The following is a 4,467-nucleotide window of genomic DNA, read 5'->3' on the forward strand; positions in this document are numbered from 1 at the left end:
TACAATCGAGCTGACAGGATTTGAACCTGCGACCTCTTGGTCCCGAAACTACCCGTCCGACCCCCGTCGAAAGATCCGAAAGCCTTGGCTTTCAAGCACTTTACACAGAGATTTTACACTTGTCCAGCCCCGCAAACCAACGCAATCCTTGTCGATGATTCACGGTATTTTGCGATCATTGCACAGTACAGAAACAGTACAAGCAATGCGATTCCAAGCTGGCCGAGACGAGTTCTTGATTCGCAAAATTTACCATTAGAGAACAGTGGTTGGTAGTTCTATCCACCCGGCTCATGACATGATGTCCGGTCATCGTTGAATAGAAATTGAATCATCGGACTGACCAAAGAACTGAAAAAGTGGATATTCAGACGATGGCGTCTTGTGCTCTTAAAAAGGCAATCGGGCACACAAGAGTTTTCCGATCGCGGTCTTGTCAACCACCCAAATTGGGAAGATCTTCCGCCAGAAATTCGCTTCCCCTGAACAGGCCTTGCGACAGCCGGAGGATCTTCGCCGGAATCTGTCAGCGATGCTTGGCTGGTCGAGTTAGTTCGTAAACCGCAACGGGGCGAGAATCCTTCCCGTCGCCAAGGGACCATCGGTTGTGTGTCACCCGCCAGCCGTCTTTTTCCATTGCCTCCAAGAGCGGAAGCCCGGTGGAGCGGAACGGGTCCGACAGCAGCACCCGGCCGCCAGCGGCGAGGTTTCCCTCAAAGATCCTCCGCAGATGCGGGTGAAGTTCGGCGGCATACAAAATATCGGAACCGATGATCCAGTCATATCGGCGGGTGTCGTCCCACGCCGTCCAGTCGGCCAGCCGGCGCTCAAGGCCAGGGATGCCGTTGCGTTCGCCGTTGAGCCGGCACAAATGCAGGGCCAGTTCGTGGCGGTCCGTCTGGAGGACGGTCGCACCGGCGGCGGCGGCAACAATCCCCGGCAGGCCGGTCCCGGCCCCGATCTCCAACACAGACCGGCCGGCGAACCCGGATTTCCGGGTGCCGATTTCGTGAGCCAAGGCGATCGAGGCCGGCCACAGAGTGAGCCCATACGGCAGTCCTCCGGCCCCGTTGGCGAGAAATTGAACCTCATCGGCGGCGGTCACGAACGCGGCGGCATATTGAACAGCCAACTCTCGCCCGGCAACTTCCAGCCGGCACTCGCCCAACTTGACGTCCCCGACAGTGGTTTCCAAGATCGGACTTTGAACGGCATTCATGGTTGCTATCCTGTCGCGTGGATGTTCGTGTGGCTGGATATTTGATGGCTGGAAGATTTAGGGAAGCTCGGCGTCGAATCCGATTCGCTGGCCCTTGACCAGCCGGTCACACTCGATGGTCAGGGTTGGTGAATCCCCACCGACGGCGACTTCAAACACTCGTGCCCCCCCTGGCAAAAGACCCTTGAGCGAGGTCTTTGACCGTATCCCGTTCACCGCCGGAAACGCATCAAAATAAATCGGCGCCACCCCGGAATTTGTCACCGTCACCTCAGACCGAGCGGCCGACACCCGGAACCCGGTCACCCGGAAGTGGTATCCGCAGGCCATGCCGGCCTCGCGGATGCGTTCCGGCTTCTGATATCCCGGCTGGGCATCTCCGATGATGAACGTCGCGTGGAACTTCGCCGCCTGTTCCTCAAAGCGGATGCCGTGCGGTCCTTTCAAGGAAAGAGCCTCCTTCTGATCCTTCTTCTCAAAGAAACTGAACTCGCCTCCGGCCGGAGCGGTTTTCCAGCGGTCCCGGCCCAGACGGTCCCAATTCGGCTCGTTCTCTTTTTGGTGCTTCGCGTGGTTGAACGAGTCGTCGAACAGCCCGAACGGCAGGGCCAGCAGTTTCTTGTCCTTGGCAAACGGAGCATGATCACCGGCCGCATCCACCGAGATCATCCAAGGGGTTTGCCGGAACTCGCGGCCCATGTGAATGGCAAACTCACGCTGGAATTCTTTCGACGGAAACGTCTTGCCGAGTTCCATCGGGCCGTCATAGATGTGGTACTCGGCCCACAAGCCGAAACCGACCTCCAAATACGCCAGCCGACGATCACCATCGTATTTCTCCGCGAACCGGGTGAAAAACTCGGGCACAAATTTTTGCCAGCCGGGATGCGACCAGTCGGGAAAGCCGGTCCGCTTCTTTTCGCTGTTCCCGGTCGTCTCCCGATAGCCCGGCAGAGCCTTGACGGGCGCCGGCACGCCGGTTGGCTTGCCCACGTAAGTGTCATGCCAGCGGAGAACGAGCTGGTGCTTCCTCCCGGCCACCTCATCGAGCAGTTTCTCGACCGCAGACCAATCATATCGGTCTTTCTCTTTCACCACCTGGTCGTAGGCGAAGTAGCTGTACTCCAGTTGAATGGGAGCGGTTTTGACAGACGGGTTGGTTGTCCACAGGACGATCCCCGTGAGCGGCTGAACCTCCGTGACCGCCGATTTGAGGGCAACCGGCCGCAGTTCGTCGCCTCTGGAGATCGATGCCATCGCCAGGAAGACAACAAGTGTCAGGGAGCCTCGCATGTCTTTCCTCATCATCTGAGTTTGCGCCGATGCCGGCCGGTCATTTAATCCATCACCTTATTCGATCCTTTTGAAAACGACATGGCGAGAGGGGCTTTGTCGGTTCTTCTGTCGATTGTTCCAAGTTGCGAATCCCTTGCCCGGCGGTGTTTTCCCCCTGATGATGCTACTCCGGCATCGTCAATCAACTTCGCCAGTCTCTTTGACCCGGCATAGAATTTGAAAAACCAACGGTGCGACAGTGCGCCGTTGGCCGCGAGAAGCCAGGGAGGGCGTTGGTGCATCATCAGATCGAAATCGTTGTCGGATTGGTCGTTGCCGTCATCGGGATCGGGGTTCTCGCACGCTGGCTCAAGATACCGTACCCGATCCTTCTGGTGATCGGGGCCTTTTACTGAGCCTTCAGGACGGGGTCGCGGGCATTGACCTGAACCCAGATCTGACGCTCCTTGGGTTTCTGCTCCCTCTTCTCTACGCGGCCGCTTTCCAAACCGAATGGCCGGCGTTCCGGCGAGCCATCCGGCCGATCTTGTCGCTTGCAATCGGGTTGGTGCAGTTCGCCACCGTTTTGGTGGCCTGGGCGGCGCACGATCTAGTGGGCCTGTCCTGGCCGGCCGCGTTCGTTCTCGGGGCCATCGTGTCCCCGCCGGATGCGGTCGCCGCCGTGGCCGTCACCCGACTGGTTCGTGTGCCTCGGCTCATCACCACCCTTTTGGAAGGTGAGAGCCTTGTGAATGACGCCTCGGCACTGGTCGCGCTCTGCATCGCGGTCGCGGTGGTCGCCGGGGAGGCGTTCCGGGTTGAGCGGGCGGCCTTCGAGTTCGTGACCTTCAGCGCCGACGGGGTCGCCATCGGATTGAGCGGGGCGTGGGTGATCGTCCGGACGCACGAGTGGTTGAGGCACACGCGCCTCGGAGAGCCGAAACTGCACATCGCCCTCAGCCTGTCGACACCCTACTTGCTTTATCTTCCGGCCGAACGGGTTGAAGTCAGCGGCGTGCTGGCGGCCGTTTCCGCCGGGCTGTATGTCGGCTGGTTTGGTCTCTGTAACATCCGGCATAATTGGTGCGCCGAGGCTAAGGCCGTCTGGGGGATGGTCGAATTCCTGCTCACCGGCCTGATCTTCTTGTTAATCGGCTTTCAGCTTCCGGTTTTTTGGGTTCGCTGGGCAGCCATCAAACGCTCCCGACCTTGTGCGGATACGCGGCGATCATCTCCGCAGTGGTCATCGGGTCACGGTTGTTGTGGATGTACCCCCGTGCTTATCTGCCACGCTGGGTTGACCGGGTCGTGCTGGACCGGGATGTCACTTATCCCCCGTGGCGCGGTGACCGTGGTCGGCTGGGCCGGCATGCGCGGGGTGGTGTCGCTGGCGGCGGCGCTATCGCTCCCGACAAACACACCCGAAGGACCGTTTCCCGACCGGGACTTGATCCTGTTCCTCACATTCGGGGTGATTCTGGTCACGCTTGTGGGACAGGGAATGACGCTTCCGTTGCTGATCCGGGTTCTAAACGTTTCTTCGCTGGCGGAACGCGATGAGGAAACGCCGGATCAATCGCCCGATGACCTCGCTGACCGCGCGACTACAATGCCCCATTGACCAATACTTCGGGGCCTTCATGTCCGATCTTGTCGACCGCTTGCCCGCCGTGCCCGACCACTGGCGGCCAGCCCTCGCCGACCGGCTTCTGCCTGGCGAGCGAGTGGTGGAATGGGTTGAGCCTGACTTGGACGCGGAACTGCGATACGGCCGCGAATTGGTCGTGCTTACCGACCGCCGGCTTGTCGGGTTTGGCCGGGCGGACGATGGAGCGGGGCCGGATTGGCATGCCTGGCCGGTGAGTTCGGATTTGGAATTGCATGTCGGCGATCCAAACCCGGTGGGCGTTCTGGCGGTTTGCGGCCTGGACCGTCCGGCGGCCCGCTGGCGGTTCACCGCCGCCGCCGGGCTG

4 protein-coding genes and 1 pseudogene are annotated in these 4,467 nt (G+C 60.1%); 3 read left to right on the plus strand and 2 right to left on the minus strand.

Annotated features, from left to right (window positions below):
* Nucleotides 1–526 precede the first annotated feature (526 nt).
* Both BGIM_RS0100190 and BGIM_RS0100195 read right to left on the minus strand, forming a co-directional pair.
* Nucleotides 527–1,219: a class I SAM-dependent methyltransferase gene (locus BGIM_RS0100190; protein ID WP_020467840.1), complete on the minus strand. Its 693-nt coding sequence runs from the start codon at nt 1,217–1,219 to the stop codon at nt 527–529.
* A 57-nt stretch (nt 1,220–1,276) separates the two neighbouring features.
* Nucleotides 1,277–2,512 carry a hypothetical protein gene (locus tag BGIM_RS0100195; RefSeq protein ID WP_020467841.1) on the minus strand — a complete coding sequence of 412 codons (1,236 nt, stop codon included), beginning with the start codon at nt 2,510–2,512 and terminating at the stop codon, nt 1,277–1,279.
* A gap of 233 nt (nt 2,513–2,745) precedes the next feature.
* Between BGIM_RS0100195 and BGIM_RS66830 the strand changes: the two genes are divergently transcribed.
* The 3 genes and pseudogenes from BGIM_RS66830 to BGIM_RS47805 all read left to right on the plus strand — a co-directional run.
* Nucleotides 2,746–2,910 (plus strand): hypothetical protein, encoded by a 165-nt coding sequence (locus BGIM_RS66830; protein ID WP_238537497.1) that lies wholly within the window; start codon nt 2,746–2,748, stop codon nt 2,908–2,910.
* Between the two features lie 59 nt (nt 2,911–2,969).
* On the plus strand, nt 2,970–4,115 hold the full coding sequence (locus BGIM_RS47800; protein WP_238537496.1) for a cation:proton antiporter: 1,146 nt from the start codon (nt 2,970–2,972) through the stop codon (nt 4,113–4,115).
* A gap of 19 nt (nt 4,116–4,134) precedes the next feature.
* Nucleotides 4,135–4,467: pseudogene (locus BGIM_RS47805) on the plus strand (hypothetical protein); the annotation flags it as partial.

The sequence above is a fragment of the Zavarzinella formosa DSM 19928 genome, from assembly GCF_000255705.1.
Classification (GTDB): Bacteria; Planctomycetota; Planctomycetia; order Gemmatales; family Gemmataceae; genus Zavarzinella; species Zavarzinella formosa.

What these genes read in the sequence shown, in the direction of transcription:
- BGIM_RS0100195 (WP_020467841.1), bottom strand. Translation starts at nt 2,512, where the DNA reads ATGCGAGGCTCCCTGACACTTGTTGTCTTCCTGGCGATGGCATCGATC.
- BGIM_RS0100190 (WP_020467840.1), bottom strand. Translation starts at nt 1,219, where the DNA reads ATGAATGCCGTTCAAAGTCCGATCTTGGAAACCACTGTCGGGGACGTC.